Origin of the sequence: Escherichia albertii NBRC 107761 = DSM 17582, assembly GCF_000759775.1 — a bacterium.
Classification (GTDB): domain Bacteria; phylum Pseudomonadota; class Gammaproteobacteria; order Enterobacterales; family Enterobacteriaceae; genus Escherichia; species Escherichia albertii.
The window spans coordinates 1-18,399 of the sequence record NZ_BBMY01000018.1; the positions used below are offsets into that span (position 1 = coordinate 1).

At 47.9% G+C, this 18,399-nt stretch carries 18 protein-coding genes, 5 tRNA genes and 1 pseudogene; 2 read left to right on the forward strand and 22 right to left on the reverse strand.

The genetic code is table 11. The features are described from left to right. Positions 1-51: 51 nt before the first annotated feature. Together celB and EA14781_RS05180 are read right to left on the reverse strand one after the other, a co-directional pair. Positions 52-1,340, reverse strand: a pseudogene (gene celB / locus EA14781_RS05175) (PTS cellobiose transporter subunit IIC). 68 nt (positions 1,341-1,408) lie between these two features. Then, positions 1,409-1,723, reverse strand: coding sequence for a PTS sugar transporter subunit IIB (locus EA14781_RS05180; RefSeq protein ID WP_001035188.1), 315 nt, complete (start codon positions 1,721-1,723; stop codon positions 1,409-1,411). A gap of 476 nt (positions 1,724-2,199) precedes the next feature. Between EA14781_RS05180 and gpmA the strand changes: the two genes are divergently transcribed. Continuing rightward, entirely contained in the window at positions 2,200-2,952 is a 753-nt protein-coding gene (gene gpmA / locus EA14781_RS05185; protein ID WP_001295305.1) for a 2,3-diphosphoglycerate-dependent phosphoglycerate mutase, read from the forward strand. A gap of 166 nt (positions 2,953-3,118) precedes the next feature. Here the strand turns inward: gpmA and aroG are convergent, their stop codons facing one another. Continuing rightward, positions 3,119-4,171 (reverse strand): 3-deoxy-7-phosphoheptulonate synthase AroG, encoded by a 1,053-nt coding sequence (gene aroG, locus EA14781_RS05190; protein ID WP_001109222.1) that lies wholly within the window; start codon positions 4,169-4,171, stop codon positions 3,119-3,121. Between the two features lie 501 nt (positions 4,172-4,672). On the opposite strand from aroG, the gene zitB reads away from it, so the two are divergent. Beyond that, complete coding sequence (zitB, locus tag EA14781_RS05195) at positions 4,673-5,608, forward strand: CDF family zinc transporter ZitB (protein ID WP_000951306.1); 936 nt, start codon at positions 4,673-4,675, stop codon at positions 5,606-5,608. Here zitB and pnuC read toward each other — a convergent pair. The 19 genes from pnuC to cydA all read right to left on the reverse strand — a co-directional run bounded on the left by pnuC (position 5,605) and on the right by cydA (position 17,787). Continuing rightward, entirely contained in the window at positions 5,605-6,324 is a 720-nt protein-coding gene (pnuC, locus tag EA14781_RS05200) for a nicotinamide riboside transporter PnuC (RefSeq protein WP_000345385.1), read from the reverse strand. The genes zitB and pnuC overlap by 4 nt on opposite strands. Positions 6,325-6,361: 37 nt before the next feature. After that, positions 6,362-7,405, reverse strand: coding sequence for a quinolinate synthase NadA (gene nadA / locus EA14781_RS05205; protein WP_000115327.1), 1,044 nt, complete (start codon positions 7,403-7,405; stop codon positions 6,362-6,364). Positions 7,406-7,545: 140 nt separating this feature from the next. Further along, positions 7,546-8,013 carry a DUF5680 domain-containing protein gene (locus EA14781_RS05210; protein WP_000829609.1) on the reverse strand — a complete coding sequence of 156 codons (468 nt, stop codon included), beginning with the start codon at positions 8,011-8,013 and terminating at the stop codon, positions 7,546-7,548. A 167-nt stretch (positions 8,014-8,180) separates the two neighbouring features. Beyond that, positions 8,181-8,256: transfer RNA gene (locus tag EA14781_RS05215), tRNA-Lys, on the reverse strand. Positions 8,257-8,258: 2 nt separating this feature from the next. Continuing rightward, positions 8,259-8,334, reverse strand: a tRNA-Val gene (locus tag EA14781_RS05220). Between the two features lie 45 nt (positions 8,335-8,379). Beyond that, positions 8,380-8,455 (reverse strand) — tRNA-Lys (locus EA14781_RS05225). A gap of 3 nt (positions 8,456-8,458) precedes the next feature. Continuing rightward, a tRNA-Val gene (locus tag EA14781_RS05230) sits at positions 8,459-8,534 on the reverse strand. Between the two features lie 45 nt (positions 8,535-8,579). Further along, positions 8,580-8,655 (reverse strand) — tRNA-Lys (locus EA14781_RS05235). Positions 8,656-8,819: 164 nt separating this feature from the next. Next, entirely contained in the window at positions 8,820-9,611 is a 792-nt protein-coding gene (gene cpoB / locus EA14781_RS05240; protein WP_000097556.1) for a cell division protein CpoB, read from the reverse strand. Positions 9,612-9,620: 9 nt separating this feature from the next. Next, entirely contained in the window at positions 9,621-10,148 is a 528-nt protein-coding gene (gene pal, locus EA14781_RS05245) for a peptidoglycan-associated lipoprotein Pal (RefSeq protein ID WP_002430199.1), read from the reverse strand. 34 nt (positions 10,149-10,182) lie between these two features. Further along, on the reverse strand, positions 10,183-11,475 hold the full coding sequence (tolB, locus tag EA14781_RS05250) for a Tol-Pal system beta propeller repeat protein TolB (RefSeq protein ID WP_000806390.1): 1,293 nt from the start codon (positions 11,473-11,475) through the stop codon (positions 10,183-10,185). Positions 11,476-11,583: 108 nt separating this feature from the next. After that, positions 11,584-12,903 carry a cell envelope integrity protein TolA gene (tolA, locus tag EA14781_RS05255; protein ID WP_000030551.1) on the reverse strand — a complete coding sequence of 440 codons (1,320 nt, stop codon included), beginning with the start codon at positions 12,901-12,903 and terminating at the stop codon, positions 11,584-11,586. Between the two features lie 64 nt (positions 12,904-12,967). Then, entirely contained in the window at positions 12,968-13,396 is a 429-nt protein-coding gene (tolR, locus tag EA14781_RS05260; RefSeq protein WP_000090090.1) for a colicin uptake protein TolR, read from the reverse strand. 3 nt (positions 13,397-13,399) lie between these two features. Continuing rightward, positions 13,400-14,092 carry a Tol-Pal system protein TolQ gene (gene tolQ, locus EA14781_RS05265; RefSeq protein WP_000131314.1) on the reverse strand — a complete coding sequence of 231 codons (693 nt, stop codon included), beginning with the start codon at positions 14,090-14,092 and terminating at the stop codon, positions 13,400-13,402. After that, positions 14,089-14,493, reverse strand: coding sequence for a tol-pal system-associated acyl-CoA thioesterase (gene ybgC, locus EA14781_RS05270; RefSeq protein WP_001098384.1), 405 nt, complete (start codon positions 14,491-14,493; stop codon positions 14,089-14,091). The genes tolQ and ybgC overlap by 4 nt, the downstream gene beginning before the upstream one ends. A gap of 149 nt (positions 14,494-14,642) precedes the next feature. Then, entirely contained in the window at positions 14,643-14,936 is a 294-nt protein-coding gene (ybgE, locus tag EA14781_RS05275; protein WP_000034598.1) for a cyd operon protein YbgE, read from the reverse strand. After that, on the reverse strand, positions 14,936-15,049 hold the full coding sequence (gene cydX, locus EA14781_RS05280) for a cytochrome bd-I oxidase subunit CydX (RefSeq protein WP_000270282.1): 114 nt from the start codon (positions 15,047-15,049) through the stop codon (positions 14,936-14,938). Before cydX ends, ybgE begins: the two co-directional genes overlap by 1 nt. A 14-nt stretch (positions 15,050-15,063) precedes the next feature. Next, the gene (gene cydB / locus EA14781_RS05285) at positions 15,064-16,203 is read right to left on the reverse strand and encodes a cytochrome d ubiquinol oxidase subunit II (protein ID WP_000568264.1); all 1,140 of its coding nucleotides are present in this window, start codon (positions 16,201-16,203) and stop codon (positions 15,064-15,066) included. Between the two features lie 15 nt (positions 16,204-16,218). After that, entirely contained in the window at positions 16,219-17,787 is a 1,569-nt protein-coding gene (gene cydA / locus EA14781_RS05290) for a cytochrome ubiquinol oxidase subunit I (protein WP_002430200.1), read from the reverse strand. Positions 17,788-18,399: the final 612 nt, after the last annotated feature.

The window sequence follows — 18,399 nt, forward strand, 5'->3', positions numbered from 1 at the left end:
CCGGTTAAAGCAACGTTCCGCCTGTGTCGGAGCGTTGCTAATATTGCAAGATTAAAACTTTAACGCTGCTGCAATATCCTCTTCACTTTCCTCTTCTTCAATTTCATGCTGTGCTTTGTTAGCAATAACAACAAACGGTAAATAAATTAAAGTCGCTACTGCCAGGTTGAATAGCGCCATAATTAATGCCGCGACGCTGCCATTAGAGTTAAAAAAAGCGCCTAATCCTGGTGGCATTGTCCAGGGAGCAAAGTTGGTTGATGGGGGAATCAACCCCAAAGAATACGCAATTAAAGTCAGGGCTGCGAGAATAGGTTGGATCAAAACGAATGGGATCATCAAGATCGGATTCATAATAATTGGGAGACCGAATAAGATCGGCTCGTTAATTTCAAATAATCCTGATGGTAATGCCAGTTTCGCAACCTGACGGTAGTCGGCCCGGCGTGAAGCAATAAAAATTGCAATAATTAACCCCAGAGTCGCGCCAGTGCCGCCTCAACCGAACCATACTGGGTATAAATATCCATATTCTCCATTCCCCACGGCGCCATTATTCCGCTATTTAATGCAGTCAGCGCCAGGCCACCGTGAACCCCAAAGAACCAGAGTAACGTATTCAAAATGACATATGCCCAACCGACAACACCACCTAAAGAGGCGAGTGGCGTGGATATACTATTCATAATCAACTGGTGGAAATGCGTACCCAACAGAGATAATCCCCAGGATATCAGGCCTGCAATCAATAGAATAATAAAGCCCGGAATCAAGGCGCTAAATGAACGGGACACCGATGAAGGGACGCTCGCCGGTAAGGTGATAATCCATTTTCTGCGCATTACAAAGGTGAAAATCTCTGCAACTGCGAGTCCAATAATAATACCAGAAATAATATTGGTGCCGCCCAACCAGTTAGTGCCGATAGCCGCAACATTATTGACGCTGAATGGAGTAACTGTCATGAATGCTGCAATTGAAAGTAAACCGGCGGCGATAGGATCAACCTTGCGCTCTTCAGCCAATGCCATCCCAATAAAGAATGGTGTCAATAGAGACATTATGCCGAGCGTACCGTTATACACGCTGTTGCCAGTAGTCTTTAAACCGTCGAGAGTTGCTATGGTTCCGGCATCCAGACGAACGCCCAGTGACCAGAAAAAAGAACCTTCACCAAAATTTAAAAACACATTATTGATCAGGACAAATAACGCTCCTACAAGCGTTAATGGTAGTAGTCGAATAAATCCATTTTTTATTGCATTTACATGTACCTGCTTACCTAATTTTACCGCGAAGGGTAAAATTATTCTTTCCAGCGAATTTATGGCGCTGTTCATTTTTGATCACCCTTTAAAATGAGTTCATCGTGATGCTATATGAAATGAAATTACTCTTTGACGAAAAATTAAATTAATGATTTTTTAATAATAGCAACTGCAAATTTTAATACAGCTAAACCATCAATCTTGCCATACAATTGACTATCAATGACTTCTACTGGTTTATTGGGTAATAATTTTTGAATATCTTCACGCAAATAGGCAATTTGCGGTCCAAGCAAAATGACATCAGCCTTCGGTCCTTTCGCTACTGCGAAAGTTTCAGAAAATGCCTCAATGTATACGGGCACCTGATATTTTTCAGCCTGCTGCCGCATTTTTGAAACCAGCAATGATGTTGACATACCGGCTGAACAAAACAGATAAATTTTTTTATTCATTTCCTTCCCCTTTCATTCCTTTAATCAGGCGTTATTACTTACAGTCCTCAGTACATAGGTGATATGTCTCAATTACTGCTAGCTTACCTGTTAACCTGAAAAGCCGGTAATAGATAAGTGTCATAAATTACGTTTAATTGACCTTTAAATATGATTGCTTTCACATTTCCATCAATTAGATGATCCACATGACGGAATTAAATTATTTATAACGTGAATTTATTTTTAATAAAAATACGTAGTAGCTATATGTCTGAATGGTACAAAAGAGTTAGTCACCCCTTTACATTCTTTCTGCGGCCGTAGCACTTTTTCCGCCAGATGCTCAAGTTCACACCAAAATGCAATCATTTGTTTACAGTTGACTTACATTGAATCACCATTTTCGCTATTGTTATACCTAAGCATTGCCGTGTGTGGCTATCGGCAATATAATGAGAATTATTATCATTAAAAATAGTTTGAGGAGTAAGTATATGGCTGTAACTAAGCTGGTTCTGGTTCGTCACGGCGAAAGTCAGTGGAACAAAGAAAACCGCTTTACTGGTTGGTATGATGTAGATCTGTCTGAGAAAGGCGTAAGCGAAGCAAAAGCAGCAGGCAAACTGCTGAAAGAGGAAGGTTACAGCTTTGACTTTGCTTACACCTCCGTCCTGAAACGTGCAATCCATACTCTGTGGAACGTACTGGACGAACTGGATCAGGCATGGCTGCCCGTTGAGAAATCTTGGAAACTCAACGAACGTCATTACGGTGCGTTGCAGGGGCTGAACAAAGCGGAAACCGCAGAAAAATATGGCGACGAGCAGGTGAAACAATGGCGTCGTGGTTTTGCGGTGACTCCGCCGGAACTGACTAAAGATGATGAACGTTACCCGGGACACGATCCGCGTTATGCTAAGTTGAGCGAGAAAGAGTTACCGCTGACTGAAAGCCTGGCGTTGACTATTGACCGGGTGATTCCTTACTGGAATGAAACTATTCTCCCGCGCATGAAGAGCGGAGAGCGCGTGATCATCGCTGCCCATGGTAACTCTCTGCGTGCGCTGGTGAAATATCTCGATAACATGAGCGAAGAAGAGATTCTTGAGTTGAATATTCCGACTGGCGTACCGCTGGTTTATGAATTCGACGAGAACTTCAAACCACTGAAACGTTACTATCTGGGTAATGCTGACGAAATCGCGGCGAAAGCTGCGGCAGTAGCCAACCAGGGTAAAGCGAAGTAAGCGTAGCCGTTGTTTCAAATGATAAAGCCGACTGAAAGTAAGTCGGCTTTTTTATTTTTCATCGCTAACAATAAAGCACATTGCCTGATGCGACGCTACGCGTCTTATCAGGCCTACGGTGATTCACCAGATAAGCCACTCTGGTGGCGCATCCGAAAATTAAACCTTATCCACGACGTGCTTTTACGGCATTCGCCAGTGAACGTAATAGAGCATCGGTATCTTCCCAGCCAATGCAGGCATCGGTGATGCTCTTGCCATAGGCCAGCGGCTCACCGCTTTCCAGGCTCTGATTGCCTTCCACCAGATGGCTTTCAACCATCACGCCAATAATGGCTTTTTCGCCACCGGCAATCTGCTGGCAAACATCGGCGCAAACATCCATCTGTTTTTTAAACTGTTTGGACGAGTTAGCGTGGCTGAAATCGATCATCACCTGCGCCGGCAACCCTGCTTTGTTCAACCCTTCTTTCACTTCGGCAACGTGTTTCGCACTGTAGTTGGGCTCTTTCCCGCCACGCAGTATGATATGGCAATCGCCATTACCGCTGGTATTCACAATCGCCGAATGACCCCATTTTGTCACAGACAGGAAGCAGTGCGGCGCACCTGCAGCGTTAATCGCATCGATAGCCACTTTTATCGTACCATCAGTACCATTTTTGAATCCGACCGGACAAGAAAGGCCCGAAGCAAGTTCGCGGTGAACTTGCGATTCTGTTGTACGTGCGCCAATTGCGCCCCAACTCATCAGGTCCGCGAGATACTGCGGGGTAATCATATCGAGAAATTCCCCCGCTGCTGGCAGGCCGCTATCGTTAATATCAAGCAGCAATTTACGAGCAATGCGTAAACCGTCGTTGATCTGGAAACTGTTATCCATATGCGGATCGTTAATCAGCCCTTTCCAGCCCACTGTGGTGCGCGGCTTTTCAAAATAGACGCGCATAACAATTTCCAACTCATCTTTCAGCTCTTCACGCAGCGCCAGCAAGCGAGTTGCGTACTCTTTAGCCGCGACGGGGTCATGAATAGAACACGGACCAATCACCACTAACAGGCGCTCATCGTTACCTTTCAGGATCTTATGGATCGCCTTACGGGCATGAGCAACTGTAGTGGCAGCATTTTCGGTAGCGGGGAATTTTTCCAGTAATGCGACAGGAGGAAGTAACTCTTTGATCTCTTTGATGCGTAAATCGTCGTTCTGATAATTCATGTCTGTTCCAGAGTTGCCATACTTATTTTGGTGAATGCAATCCTTCCAATCTATATCTTCCGTCAGAATGTGTAAACGGGGTCTTACACTATGAACGAATTAATCCTAGAATTAGCAAGAAAAACGCCAGAATGTTGCGAAAAATGACCTGTATTTCACAATGCCTAACAAAACATACTCTGTTTATTAATTTTTTAATATTATATGCTGGATTTATTCTTTTAACTGAAATCTTAAGCCGTTGTCTGCCATTCAATAGCCTATGTACTGTTGAAAAACAGTTATCTGACATAACGAGAAAAACAAGAACATCCTCTGAACAACCACATTGTTTCAGTCCCCTTTCAGCCTTCACTGGTCGCGAACAGAAGTCGATACTACGCAGTAATTCTGCAAAATAGCCAATATTGAGAGTGTGAAATCCCTCCCTTTTAATTTTTCCCTTCTAAAAGCAGTATGATGTCATAAAGTTAAGTGAGATTAATTAAGGGATGACTCGTCATGGCACACTCACATTCGTCCTCACACTTGCCAGAAGATAATAACGCTCGCCGCTTATTGTATGCTTTCTGCGTAACCGCTGGTTTCATGTTAATAGAGGTCATCGGCGGTTTTCTTTCTGGTTCTCTGGCCCTGCTGGCCGATGCCGGACACATGCTTACTGATACTGCGGCTCTGCTTTTCGCCCTGCTTGCCGTACAATTTTCTCGTCGCCCACCTACCATTCGCCATACTTTCGGCTGGTTAAGGCTGACCACCCTCGCCGCGTTTGTGAATGCCATTGCATTAGTGGTAATTACAATTTTGATTGTCTGGGAGGCAATAGAGCGTTTTCGTATGCCGCGCCCGGTCGAAGGCGGCATGATGATGACGATTGCGGTAGCTGGACTGCTGGCAAATGTGCTTTCCTTCTGGTTGCTTCATCGCGGCAGTGGAGAAAAAAATCTCAACGTACGTGCAGCGGCACTGCATGTATTGGGCGATCTGCTGGGGTCTGTTGGCGCCATCGTCGCCGCATTAATTATTATCTGGACTGGCTGGACGCCTGCCGACCCAATTCTCTCTATCCTCGTGTCGCTTCTGGTTTTGCGCAGCGCCTGGCGGTTATTGAAAGATAGCGTGAATGAATTACTTGAAGGTGCGCCAGTTTCGCTGGATATTGCTGAACTTAAGCGCCGTATGTGCAGGGAAATCCCGGAAGTGCGCAATGTGCATCATGTGCATGTATGGATGGTGGGGGAGAAGCCGCTGATGACGTTGCATGTACAGGTAATTCCACCACACGATCACGACGCTTTGTTGGAACAGATCCAGCATTATCTGATGGAGCATTATCAGATTGAACACGCCACCGTCCAGATGGAGTACCAGCCTTGCCGCGGACCGGATTGCCACCTTAACCAAGGAGCATCCGGCCATTCACATCATCACCATTAATGGGATAGCGCGCGTGAACCTCTCTCGCGTGCGCTGTTGATCCACATCCGGCTGCCATTCAGAGCAATAAAAGTCAGGAGCAGGTACTCCAGCGACATGGCATACACGCCCTGCAATGCGAAGATCACCACGCTGATCACGTTAATGATGACCCACAGCAACCAGTTTTCGACATATTTCCGTGTCATCAGAATCATTGCCACAATAGATAATACCATCATGCATGAATCCCAAAATGGGAATGCATCCGGTTGTAAGTCTGGCATAGCGACCTGTAACCCCAGCGCTTGCATGATCATTACCGCCACGCGGGTCAGGAACGCAAATACCGGATTGATAAATGCCGTCATCAAACCAATAGCAACCACGCAGATCGTCAGCCAGGTTAAAGCCTTCGGCAATGGCAACCAGCGAATTTTCAACTCAGCTTCATTCTGACCGGTTTGTCGCGACCAGGCATACCAGCCGTAAATATTGGCTGCAAAGAAAAACACCTGCAGCAGCAAACTGGCATAGAGTTGAATTTGAAAGAAAATAATACCAAACAGAGTAACGTTGAGCAGACCAAAAAAGTAGTTGCTGATCTTCTCCATACTGGCGAGTCCAATGCAAAGTAAACCTGCAATGGTCCCTATCGCTTCAATCCATGAAAGATCGTAACCGCCTGCGCCGATCGGTATATGAACCAGAATGTTCTGCGTGCTAAAAAAATCCATCTTTCCCCCAAAGCGTAGCGTGATGCCTTATTGTCAGTTATGCACGTAGTGTAGCCGCAAAATTCAGCATACGATTGAGTGGTACCTGCGCCCTCTCTCGCAGCATTTCTTCAACATGGACTTCGTGTTTGCTTCCTCCCTGTTCCAACGCCTCAACAATAGCCTGAAGGCCATTCATGGCCATCCACGGACAATGTGCGCAACTGCGGCAGGTCGCGCCCTGACCTGCGGTTGGCGCTTCCAACAGTACTTTATCAGGTACCGCCTGCTGCATTTTATAGAAGATACCCCGGTCGGTCGCCACAATGAGTTGCTGGTGCGGCAACGTTTTCGCGGCGTTGATCAGCTGACTTGTTGAACCGATCGCATCTGCCATCTCAACGATGGATTGTGGTGATTCAGGATGCACCAATATGGCAGCATCAGGGTACTGTTTTTGCAAGCGGGTTAATGCCTGAGTCTTAAACTCATCATGAACGATACAGGTTCCCTGCCAGCACAAGATGTCTGCACCAGTCTGTTTTTGCACGTAACGCCCCAAATGTTTATCCGGCGCCCAGATTATTTTTTCACCCAAACTATCCAGGTGATCAATCAGTTCAACGGCAATACTTGAAGTCACCACCCAGTCCGCACGAGCTTTTACCGCGGCAGAAGTGTTAGCGTAAACAACGACAGTACGATCGAGGTGGGCATCGCAAAATGCGTTGAATTCATCAATGGAGCACCCCAAATCTAAAGAACATTCGGCCTGAAGGGTTGGCATCAACACTGTTTTTTCCGGGCTGAGGATTTTGGCGGTTTCTCCCATAAATCTCACCCCAGCGACTAACAGCGTAGACGCGGAATGTTGTGCGCCAAAACGAGCCATTTCCAGCGAATCGGAAATGCAGCCGCCGGTCTCTTCCGCCAGTTGTTGAATTTCGGGATCGGTATAGTAGTGGGCGACCATCACCGCATTACGTTCTTTTAACAGCCGTTTTATTTTTTCACGGTAATGCGTTTTTTCATCAATGCTTAACGGTGTCGGCTTCGGTGGGAAGGGATATATTGCGGCTTCAGGATCAAACATCACGCTCATTTTGCCATCTCGTTTTATAGGCTTAACTATTAAACCGATATAAAGCGTGAAAACTTGCCATAATCGGTTTGTTTGTTTTGTATGCTAAACAAGATAGTCGATTGATAGGGAAATGTCATGGCCTATTATTTGATGGCTGATTAGTTTACCCACCCTCCTGAATAGTAAAGCTTGTAGGCTAACATGTTGTTATGCCATATCTGTTCTTCACCACTGAAAAAGTCAAAGTTGCCGCTATAGCAGTTAACATATCGCAGATCATTTTCGCTATTGAATTCAAATGGGCCACGGAATGGCATATCCCGAGTCGATTGCAATAGCGCCTGACGTAAAAAACCGTAGATACTTTCTGAGTCTTTATCCAGAAAACATTTACCGGAATAGCTCATAGACCATACCGCTGTTTCTCTCTGATAAATAACTTCCTGCCCAGTAAACTGTAAAAAACCGTAATAAATGTCCCTGTAGAATAGCGCTCCTTGTTCATATTCATGGAGTTTTGCCCCAGTAAGTGGTGCAAGTGTCATCACTGCGCTATTGGAATTTGCATACGTGCTTTGTTTAGCTTTGATAAGAAAATCAATGAATTGCTTAATATTCTCAGCCATAAAAGTTCACTCATCTAATTATTAGCAGATATGCATATTTAACCCGTTTTCTGCGAAATAACAGAACGAATCCGTACTTATAAAGTAAAACGATCCTGGTGAGTCTTAAGAGGGGATGCAAAAAGACGTATATAGCAAAAAGGCGCCTTTAGGGCGCCTTTTTACACTGGTGGGTCGTGCAGGATTCGAACCTGCGACCAATTGATTAAAAGTCAACTGCTCTACCAACTGAGCTAACGACCCGGTGGTGGGTGATGACGGGATCGAACCGCCGACCCCCTCCTTGTAAGGGAGGTGCTCTCCCAGCTGAGCTAATCACCCGATACTGTGCTGGATACTACTAACTACTGCTTCAATCTTTATGATTGGTGGGTCGTGCAGGATTCGAACCTGCGACCAATTGATTAAAAGTCAACTGCTCTACCAACTGAGCTAACGACCCGAGTGGTGGGTGATGACGGGATCGAACCGCCGACCCCCTCCTTGTAAGGGAGGTGCTCTCCCAGCTGAGCTAATCACCCGATACTACGCTGGATACTACTAACTACTGCTCCAATCTTTACGATTGGTGGGTCGTGCAGGATTCGAACCTGCGACCAATTGATTAAAAGTCAACTGCTCTACCAACTGAGCTAACGACCCACTTTAGCATTGCTTTCGGTTTGTTTGATATCCCGTGGCAACGGCGGCATATATTACTGATTTCAGACTTGAGCGCAACAAAAATTTCGATGCAGATCACTCAACTGCTTATGATTCACACGACACGACCAGAAATAACACGACTTCTGGTCGCGGGTTATGCATTACATGGCGTTCAGACGTTTTTGCGCCTGTTTCGCGCCATCAGTACCAGGGTATTTACTGATAACCTGCTGATACACGGCTTTCGCTTTTGCTGTATCACCTTTGTCCTGCATGATGACGCCAACTTTAAACATCGCATCAGCAGCCTTCGGTGACTTCGGATAATTTTTCACCACCGAAGCAAAATAGTATGCAGCATCATCTTTCTTACCCTTGTTGTAGTTTAACTGTCCCAGCCAATAATTGGCATTTGGCAGGTAAGTTGAGTCAGGATAATTTTTGATGAAATTCTGAAATGCCACCATCGCATCATCCTGGCGAGATTTATCCTGCACCAGCGCAATAGCCGCATTATAATCAGTGTTTGGATCGCCGCTTTTCACTGCCGCGCCAGCGTTTGCAGTTCCTGCATCAGCCGTTGGCGTCGTTGTTGCAGTCGCTCCGCTTTGAGCGCCGCCCGTAGACTGCGTCGTACTACCACCGCTGCTGAGGCTATCCATCTGTAACAGAATCTGTTTCTGCCGCTCTACAACCTGATTCAGTTGATACTGATTTTCCTGAATTTGCCCCCGCAGGGAATCAATATCGGACTGATTATCGGAGAGTTGCTGCTGGAGTTGAGTTAAAAGCTGGCTGTGAGCATTAGAAATACGCTCAAGTTGAGTGACGCGGTCTTCGACCGAGCCTGAGCCGACACTACTGATTGGCGCCTGAGCAAAAGCGGCCCAGGGGGCCGCTATGCCAACCAGTAACGACAGACTCAACAGATGATGTCTGAAGTTACTGCTCATGCAATTCTCTTAGTAAACCAGTACCGCACGACGGTTTTTGGCATACGCCGCTTCGTCATGACCCAGTACTGCAGGTTTTTCTTTACCGTAAGAAACGATGGAGATCTGGTCAGCAGAAACGCCTTTACCCTGCAGATACATCTTAACAGCGTTCGCACGACGCTCACCCAGGGAGATGTTGTACTCAGGAGTACCACGTTCGTCCGCGTGACCTTCTACGGTGACTTTGTAAGACGGGTTGCTACGCAGGAAGTTTGCGTGTGCATCCAGCATTTGAGCGAAATCAGAACGGATATCGTATTTGTCCAGATCGAAGTAAACGATGTTGTTCTGCTGCAGCTGTTGCATTTGCAGACGAGCCTGCTCTTCGGAAGACATGTTGCCATTGCCGTTGCCGCCGTTCGCATCCATACCAGTGCCGGCACCCAGCATGCCTTCGCTGCCGTCATTGCTGGCGTTCTTGTTGGAAGAACATGCCGCAATTGCCATAACAGGCAGAGCAATCATCAGCCCTTTCAGCACTTTGTTCAGTTGCATTTCAATGATTCCTTTACTATTCAATTAATTATTATCACAGATACGGCGACCAGGCAGGGAATTTGACCTGTCCATCAGTTGCCGGAAGACGCGCTTTGAAACGCCCATCTGTAGAAACCAAATTCAGCACGGATCCCATCCCCTGAGAAGAGCTGTAGATTACCATAGTGCCGTTAGGTGCCAGACTTGGCGTTTCATCCAGGAACGTGGACGACAGAACTTGTACGCCTCCCGTTACCAGATCTTGTTTGGCAATGTGTTGTTGCCCACCATTGGAGCTAACCATTACCATAAATTTACCGTCGCTGCTGACATCCGCATCCTGGTTTTGTGAACCTTCCCAGGTAATACGTTGAGGCGCACCGCCGTTGATATTCACTTTATAAACCTGCGGACGACCGGCCTGGTCAGAAGTAAAGGCCAGGTTCTGGCTGTCCGGGAACCAGGTTGGTTCGGTATTATTGCTGCGACCATCCGTTACCTGACGAATCTGACCAGAAGCCAAATCCATAACATACAGGTTCAGGCTACCCGTTTTCGACAGAGCGAACGCCAGTTTGCTACCGTCTGGTGAGAATGCAGGCGCACCGTTGTGACGCGGGAAAGAAGCGACCTGACGTACTGCACCATTCGCCAGCGTCTGGATAACCAGCGCGGAACGACCACTTTCAAAAGTGACATATGCCAGTTTAGAACCATCCGGTGACCATGCCGGAGACATCAGCGGCTGTGGAGAACGGTGAACCACAAACTGGTTGTAGCCGTCGTAATCAGATACGCGCAGTTCATACGGGAACTGACCGCCGTTGGTCTGAACAACGTAGGCGATACGGGTACGGAACGCACCTTTAATGCCGGTTAGTTTTTCAAACACTTCATCACTGGCGGTATGGCCAGCATAGCGCAGCCATTGTTTGTTAACTTTGTATGAATTCTGAGCAAGTACTGTACCCGGAGCGCCGCCAGTGTCAACCAACTGATAAGCGACATTGTAAGAACCATCGGGATTCGGAGTAACCTGTCCCACAACCACGGCATCGATGCCCAGAGCAGACCATGCAGCAGGTTGCACTTCCTGCGCACTACCCGGCTGCTGTGGCAGACGAGCGCGGTCTAACGGGTTAAATTTACCACTGTTACGCAGGTCTGCAGCAACGATGCCGCCAATATCTTCAGGTGCCGCACCAGGTCCTGCCCACTGGAAAGGAACTACGCCAATAGGGCGCGCAGAGTCATTCCAGTCAGTAATATCGATACTGACTGTCGCATGCACTGCAGCAGTCCATAGTATTAAAAAACTAAAAGCTAATCGTAATGCCTGCTTCATCGTATCTCCCTTATCCGAACAGATAGCTCAGGATAATTTAGCAGAAGGTTAACAAACTCAAATACACAAAACTATCAGAACAAACCATTGTTACTGCTATAGCTCTGCTTACGGCTTAAAGTTCAGAGAAGCATCTTTGAATACCTCATATACAGCCTGGCTCGGTGGCTTAGGCAATTTTGCTTGATTAACAGCGACAAGCGCGGCCCGGCATAATGCTTCATCACCACCTTCTGACTCAACGCTAAGTACAGTGCCATCTGTAGTCAGTTTGATATGCAATCTGCACGTTTTCCCGACATACAATGACTTGTCGTTGAGCCTGCTGGCTATAGCCGTAGCAATCTGGTTCTTGTAGTCATTAATCTCAGCGCCTGATGCGCTACTTTTAGTATTACCACTCCCGGTAGAGGAAACATTGCTGCCTTTCGCCCCACCACCGGTTTTCGGTGCATTCTTACCGGAGCTTAGCTCACCGAAAAGATCATCCGCCTCCGCGGCAGCTTTTGCTGCAGCGGCTTTTTCAGCAGCTGCTTTTGCCGCCGCAGCTTTTTTCTCTGCGGCGGCCTTTTCTGCCGCCGCTTTCTTCTCAGCAGCCGCCTTCTCTGCCGCTGCTTTCTTCTCAGCTGCCGCCTTTTCTGCAGCCGCTTTCTTCTCAGCTGCCGCCTTTTCTGCAGCCGCTTTCTTCTCAGCTGCCGCCTTTTCTGCAGCCGCTTTCTTCTCAGCAGCCGCCTTTTCTGCTGCAGCTTTCTTCTCAGCTTCGGCCTTAGCCTTCTCAGCAGCCGCTTTCTTTCTTGCCTCAGCTGCTGCGGCTTCCGCCGCTTCTGCTTTCTTCTTCAGCGCAGCAGCAGCTTTAGCGGCTTCAGCCTCGGCTTTTTTCTGCGCTTCAGCTGCAGCTTTGGCGGCTTCTGCTTCTGCTTTTTTCTTCGCATCCGCAGCCGCTTTCTTCGCAGCTTCTGCGGCTGCTTTGGCATCCGCTTCGGCCTTCGCTTTAGCATCTGCCGCAGCTTTCGCTGCTGCTTCTTCCGCTTGCTTCTGCTTCAACTCGGCCTGTTTGGCAGCTTCTTCAGCCTGTTTCTTTTGCTCCTGAGCGGCTAACCGCTCTTTCTCAAGTTGCTTCAGGCGTTCCTGTTCCGCAGCTTGTTTTTCACGCAGTTCTTCAGCGGCCTGCCGCTCCTTAATCTTGAGCTGCTCTTCAGAACGCTTCGCGCTTGATTCCTGGTTTTGCATGCGTTTGTACTGCTCAACGACTGCACCTGAATCAACCATTACCGCGTCGATGGATGAACCACCGCCGCCACCGGCTGAAGCTTCCATATTCTCATCGAACGAACTCCAGATCAGTGCCGCAAATAAGATGATATGCAGCACTGCTGAAATAATTATCGCCCGTTTGAGCTTGTCGTTTTGTTCGGTTGCCTTTGACACTCTCGGTTCCCAAAAACTGTTCGCCTGTTACCCGCTCTCTTTCAAGCAAGGAAAACGCAGATGCTTAAATAGGCTGCGTCATTAAACCAACCGATTTCACACCCGCACTGTGTAACAAGTTCAGCGCTTTAATTATTTCATCGTAAGGCACATCTTTTGCGCCACCGATCAGAAAGACCGTTTTCGGATTAGCCCTGAAACGGCTAGATACTTCCGCCACCACCTGTTCTGGTGGTAAATGTTCCAGGCGCTCCTTCTCAACCACCACGGTGTACTGACCGACACCGGATACTTCAATAATGACCGGCGGATTATCATTACTGCTCACCGCCTGCGATTCTGTAGCGTCCGGTAGATCGACCTCAACGCTCTGGGTGATGATTGGCGCCGTCGCCATAAAGATCAGTAACAGCACCAGTAGTACGTCCAGTAGCGGTACAATATTAATTTCGGACTTGAGATCGCGACGACCCCGTCCACGCGCTCTGGCCATGGCTTACCCCTTGTTGCTCTCGCTAACGGTGAACGCCTGGCGGTGCAGAATCGCGGTAAACTCTTCCATAAAGTTATCGTAATTCAGTTCCAGTTTGTTCACACGCTGGTTGAGACGGTTGTAAGCCATAACCGCTGGAATAGCGGCAAACAGACCAATTGCTGTCGCAATCAACGCTTCTGCGATACCAGGGGCAACCATTTGCAATGTTGCCTGCTTCACCGCACCAAGGGCGATAAACGCGTGCATGATCCCCCAAACGGTGCCAAACAGACCGATATACGGGCTAATGGAACCTACCGTGCCAAGGAACGGGATGTGCGTCTCCAGATTCTCCAGTTCACGGTTCATAGAAATACGCATCGCACGCGATGCACCTTCTACTACCGCTTCCGGCGCATGGCTGTTGGCTCGATGCAGACGCACAAATTCTTTGAACCCACTGTAAAATATTTGTTCCGAGCCCGTGAGATTATCTCGTTTTCCCTGGCTTTCCTGGTAGAGGCGGGAAAGTTCGATTCCAGACCAGAATTTATCTTCAAACGCTTCAGCTTCGCGTGCCGCAGCGTTAAGGATACGGGTCCGCTGGATAATAATGGCCCAGGATGCGATTGAAAAACCAATCAAAATCAACATGATAAGTTTAACCAGAAGGCTTGCCTTCAGGAACAAATCAAGGATATTCATGTCAGTCACTGCTTAAACTCCGCGACAATAGACTTGGGAAGCGCACGAGGCTTCATTTTGAGTGGGTCAACGCAAACAACCAGAACCTCTGCTTCATTCAGCAAAGTATTCTCGGCGTTGACAATACGTTGCGTGAAAACCAAAGAGGTGCCACGCATTGATGTTATTTCAGTCTGAATTTCGAGCATATCGTCGAGCCGCGCGGGTGCGTAATATTCCACCGTCATTTTACGCACCACGAAGGCAACGCGTTCAGCCATCAGCGCCTGTTGGCTGAAGTGATGATGACGCAGCATCTCTGTGCGTGCTCTTTCATAAAAAGCGACGTAACTGGCGTGGTACACCACACCACCGGCATCGGTATCTTCATAGTAGACGCGAACCGGCCATCGAAACAGCGTTGTATTCACTTTACATCCCGGTAATGCAACAAAAGTTAGAGCTTTTAAACGCTGCTACTATACGCGTGCGAATGAGGTTTGGGAATGAGAGCAAGTTAAGGGAGCGTAAAAATTTATGGACCTTTAATGGCCCATAAATTTTTAGAGAGAATTCTGATTTAAAAGAAGAAGAAAATCAGCCCGGCAATGAGCACAAAATCGGCAAGCAATGGGCAAAAAATCCCTTGCCAAAGAACCTTCTGCGGACGGAACCCCACACCGTGAATAACGCCGGCGCACACGGCCCACATCAGCAATAAACCATGCCAGATTTCCAGCTCACTGGTCTTCGCGGCGAAACGTGATGGGTCCCAAAACATACATCCTGCTAACAGAAGCGCCATCACGAAGGAAAGCGCCCGCAGGGGGCGCTTGTCCATTACCGCATACAAGGTTGCGATAATTTTACTCATCAGATGTCTTCTTGACCGGCTTTGCCTGATTCGACGTGCTCAAGCGCCAGCGCGGTGATTACCCCAAACGAACAGGCAAGAAGCGTTCCCAGAATCCATGCGAAATACCACATTTTTAGCTCCTTACTTAGTACAGAGAGTGGGTGTTACGTTCAATATCTTCTTTGGTGATACGACCGAACATTTTCCAGTAACACCAGGCGGTGTAGAGCAGAATGATCGGTACCAGAACCACCGCAACCCAGGTCATAACGTTAAGCGTTAGCTGGCTGGAAGTTGCATCCCACATTGTCAGACTTGCATTCATCATAGTGCTGGACGGCATCACAAACGGGAACATTGCAATACCCGCAGTCAGGATGATGCAGGCCAGCGTCAAGGAGGAGAACACAAACGCCCAGGCGGCTTTATCCATACGTGCAGTCAGGATGGTCAACAGCGGCAGAACCACACCCAGCGCCGGAATCGCCCACAGAATCGGCGTGTTGTTGAAGTTAACCAGCCATGCGCCAGCTTCACGCACCACTTCTTTATTCAGCGGGTTAGAGGCTGCGTAATGGTCCATTGTCGATTTCACAACATAACCGTCGATACCGTACATCACCCATACGCCAGCCAGTGCGAAGCACACCAGAGTCACCAGTGCCGCCACCTGAGCGGTTGCACGGGTACGCAGGTGCAATTCGCCCACAGTGCGCATTTGCAGGTAGGTCGCGCCCTGAGTAATGATCATCCCTACGCTCACCACGCCAGCCAGCAGGCCGAACGGGTTAAGCAGCTGGAAAAAGTTACCGGTGTAGTACAGACGCAGATATTCATCCACGTTGAACGGTACGCCCTGTAACAGGTTGCCGAACGCCACACCAATCACCAACGGCGGAACGAAGCTACCAATGAAGATGCCCCAGTCCCACATGTTGCGCCAGCGGGTTTCTTCGATCTTGGAGCGGTAATCAAAACCGACCGGACGGAAGAACAAAGACGCCAGCACCAGGATCATCGCGACATAGAAGCCGGAGAACGCAGCAGCATAGACCATCGGCCAGGCGGCAAACAGCGCGCCGCCCGCAGTGATCAGCCAAACCTGGTTACCGTCCCAGTGCGGGGCAATGGAGTTAATCATAATTCGACGCTCGGTGTCGTTACGACCGAGGAAACGGGTGAGCATGCCCACCCCCATGTCGAAGCCATCAGTGACTGCAAAACCAATCAGCAGAATGCCAACCAGCAGCCACCAGATAAAACGCAATACTTCATAATCGATCATTTGACGACTCCTGTCTTAGCGTGCCGGCTGAGTAGTCGTGGAAGACTGCTCAAAGTGATAGCGACCGGTTTTCAGGCTGCTTGGGCCGAGGCGTGCAAATTTGAACATCAGGAACAATTCTGCCACCAGGAACAGGGTATACAGGCCGCAAATCAGCACCATCGAGAAGATAAGATCGCCAGCGGTCAGAGACGAGTTCGCCACTGCCGTCGGCAGCACTTCACCGATAGCCCACGGTTGACGACCATATTCAGCCACGAACCAGCCCGCCTCTACAGCAATCCACGGCAGTGGAATACCGTACAACGCAGCGCGCAGCAGCCATTTTTTCTCGCCAATACGGTTGCGGATTACACTCCAGAAAGAGAGCGCGATAATTGCCAGCAGCAGGAAGCCACACGCAACCATGATACGGAACGCAAAATACAGCGGCGCTACACGAGGAATGGAGTCTTTAGTTGCCTGTTGAATCTGCGCTTCAGTCGCATCGGCCACATTCGGCGTATAACGCTTCAGCAGCAGACCGTAACCGAGGTCTTTCTTCATGCTATTAAACTGGTCACGTACGGCCTGGTCGGTAGAACCAGAACGCAGTTGCTCAAGCAGAGAATATGCTTTCATCCCGTTACGGATGCGTTCTTCATGCTGAACCATCAGCTCTTTCAGGCCAATAACCGGAGTATCTATGGAACGTGTTGCGATAATCCCCAGTGCGTAAGGGATCTGGATCGCAAATTTGTTCGTCTGCTCATCCTGGTCTGGAATACCAAAAAGAGTAAAGGCGGCAGGCGCAGGCTGAGTTTCCCACTCGGCCTCAATAGCAGCCAGTTTGGTTTTCTGCACATCGCCCATTTCGTAACCAGACTCATCGCCCAGAACGATAACAGACAGCACAGCAGCCATACCGAAGCTGGCAGCGATAGCAAAGGAGCGTTTTGCGAAGGCAAAGTCACGACCTTTCAGCATATACCATGCACTGATACCGAGGATGAACATCGCGCCGGTAACGTAACCAGAGGCCACAGTGTGAACAAATTTCACCTGAGCAACCGGGTTAAGCACCAGTTCGGAGAAGCTCACCATTTCCATACGCATGGTTTCGAAATTGAAATCCGACGCGATTGGGTTTTGCATCCAGCCGTTCGCTACCAGAATCCACAGCGCGGACAGGTTTGAACCGAGCGCCACCAGCCAAGTGACACACATATGCTGAACTTTACCCAGACGATCCCAACCGAAGAAGAACAGACCTACAAAGGTGGATTCGAGGAAGAAGGCCATCAGACCTTCGATTGCCAGCGGCGCACCGAAGATATCCCCTACATAGTGGGAATAGTAAGACCAGTTAGTCCCGAACTGGAACTCCATGGTCAGACCGGTTGCCACCCCTAGAGCGAAGTTGATACCAAACAACTTGCCCCAGAACTTGGTCATATCTTTATAAATCTGTTTGCCGGAAAGGACGTAGACCGTTTCCATAATGGCCAGCAAGAACGCCATACCGAGCGTCAGTGGCACAAAAAGGAAGTGGTACATCGCGGTCAAGGCAAACTGTAAGCGCGACAGTTCGACTATATCTAACATCATGACTCCTTGCTCATCGCATGAAGACTCCGAGAGTGAACCCCGTTAGAAAGGATCACACGCATGCCCCAATAGAAATTTATTTGCTCGCCCCTATCGTTGCCATTTCATCAAAAGAGGAAAAGACAATGATAAAAAGTTACAAATATGTTAATAAATAAACCAAATTGATCCCACAAATATATTACGCCGCAAAATCCTTACAATAAACAGGTTTTTATTGAACAAATTTGCATTTTTCGACAGCGATCAATTTATAGTGAAATTATCACCACATCACCAATTTGATCTATGACAATTTATCGCGTTTTGCAGATTTTTTTCAAGAATTAAAAAATTGATTTACATCAAAATCAACCAAACATGTTAATTATGTATAGATGATAGATCATAGGTGGTATTTTTGTTAAATTGATGTAAATAATAAATGTTGCACAATTAGCGGCATGACAATATATAGATAAAAAACCAGTGCTTTACTTAACATGATAGCCTTGTCGACTTTGTATAATACTAATGGATTAGAGTAGCCAATTTGTTGCCAAATTACATAACATATTTTTATCAAAGTTAATTGATTGTTTTCTTTATGAGCAACAACATAACCTCATT

What these genes read in the sequence shown, in the direction of transcription:
- EA14781_RS05180 (WP_001035188.1), bottom strand. Translation starts at nt 1,723, where the DNA reads ATGAATAAAAAAATTTATCTGTTTTGTTCAGCCGGTATGTCAACATCA.
- gpmA (WP_001295305.1), top strand. Translation starts at nt 2,200, where the DNA reads ATGGCTGTAACTAAGCTGGTTCTGGTTCGTCACGGCGAAAGTCAGTGG.
- aroG (WP_001109222.1), bottom strand. Translation starts at nt 4,171, where the DNA reads ATGAATTATCAGAACGACGATTTACGCATCAAAGAGATCAAAGAGTTA.
- zitB (WP_000951306.1), top strand. Translation starts at nt 4,673, where the DNA reads ATGGCACACTCACATTCGTCCTCACACTTGCCAGAAGATAATAACGCT.
- pnuC (WP_000345385.1), bottom strand. Translation starts at nt 6,324, where the DNA reads ATGGATTTTTTTAGCACGCAGAACATTCTGGTTCATATACCGATCGGC.
- nadA (WP_000115327.1), bottom strand. Translation starts at nt 7,405, where the DNA reads ATGAGCGTGATGTTTGATCCTGAAGCCGCAATATATCCCTTCCCACCG.
- EA14781_RS05210 (WP_000829609.1), bottom strand. Translation starts at nt 8,013, where the DNA reads ATGGCTGAGAATATTAAGCAATTCATTGATTTTCTTATCAAAGCTAAA.
- cpoB (WP_000097556.1), bottom strand. Translation starts at nt 9,611, where the DNA reads ATGAGCAGTAACTTCAGACATCATCTGTTGAGTCTGTCGTTACTGGTT.
- pal (WP_002430199.1), bottom strand. Translation starts at nt 10,148, where the DNA reads ATGCAACTGAACAAAGTGCTGAAAGGGCTGATGATTGCTCTGCCTGTT.
- tolB (WP_000806390.1), bottom strand. Translation starts at nt 11,475, where the DNA reads ATGAAGCAGGCATTACGATTAGCTTTTAGTTTTTTAATACTATGGACT.
- tolR (WP_000090090.1), bottom strand. Translation starts at nt 13,396, where the DNA reads ATGGCCAGAGCGCGTGGACGGGGTCGTCGCGATCTCAAGTCCGAAATT.
- ybgE (WP_000034598.1), bottom strand. Translation starts at nt 14,936, where the DNA reads ATGAGTAAAATTATCGCAACCTTGTATGCGGTAATGGACAAGCGCCCC.
- cydX (WP_000270282.1), bottom strand. Translation starts at nt 15,049, where the DNA reads ATGTGGTATTTCGCATGGATTCTGGGAACGCTTCTTGCCTGTTCGTTT.
- cydB (WP_000568264.1), bottom strand. Translation starts at nt 16,203, where the DNA reads ATGATCGATTATGAAGTATTGCGTTTTATCTGGTGGCTGCTGGTTGGC.
- cydA (WP_002430200.1), bottom strand. Translation starts at nt 17,787, where the DNA reads ATGTTAGATATAGTCGAACTGTCGCGCTTACAGTTTGCCTTGACCGCG.